The organism is Mesorhizobium sp. M7A.F.Ca.AU.002.02.1.1, assembly GCF_003998535.1.
GTDB classification, from domain to species: Bacteria; Pseudomonadota; Alphaproteobacteria; order Rhizobiales; family Rhizobiaceae; genus Mesorhizobium; species Mesorhizobium ciceri.
The window spans coordinates 1-393 of sequence record NZ_RZPB01001519.1 but is presented as its reverse complement, the minus strand read 5'-3'; the positions used below and the strand labels follow the sequence as shown (position 1 = coordinate 393).

Below are 393 nucleotides of genomic sequence, written 5' to 3'. Positions count from 1 at the left end.
ACCCGACGCGTATCCCATACACCCGAGCAGATGTTCGCTTTGGTCGCCGATGTTGAATCCTATCCGCAATTCCTGCCGCTTTGCGAAGCGCTGACGGTTCGCTCGCGCAAGGAGCGTGACGGGCGTACCGTTCTCCTTGCCGACATGAGCATCGGCTACAAGGCGATCCGCGAAACCTTCACGACGCAGGTACTGCTGAAGCCCGACGAGAACACCATCGACGTGAAGTACATCGACGGGCCGTTCAAATATTTGAGCAATGTCTGGCGTTTCGAACCCGACGGCGCCGGTTGCGCCGTCCGCTTCTTCATCGACTACGAGTTCAAGAGCCGTATTCTGGGCGCGGTCATGGGAACCATGTTCGATCGTGCCTTCCGCATGTTCGCCGAAGCC

General features: G+C 58.5%; 1 protein-coding gene. It reads left to right on the top strand.

Annotation, left to right across the window (positions count from 1 at the left end):
* Positions 1-393: type II toxin-antitoxin system RatA family toxin (locus EN879_RS38690; protein WP_164774979.1), on the top strand; the 393-nt coding region annotated here is incomplete at both ends.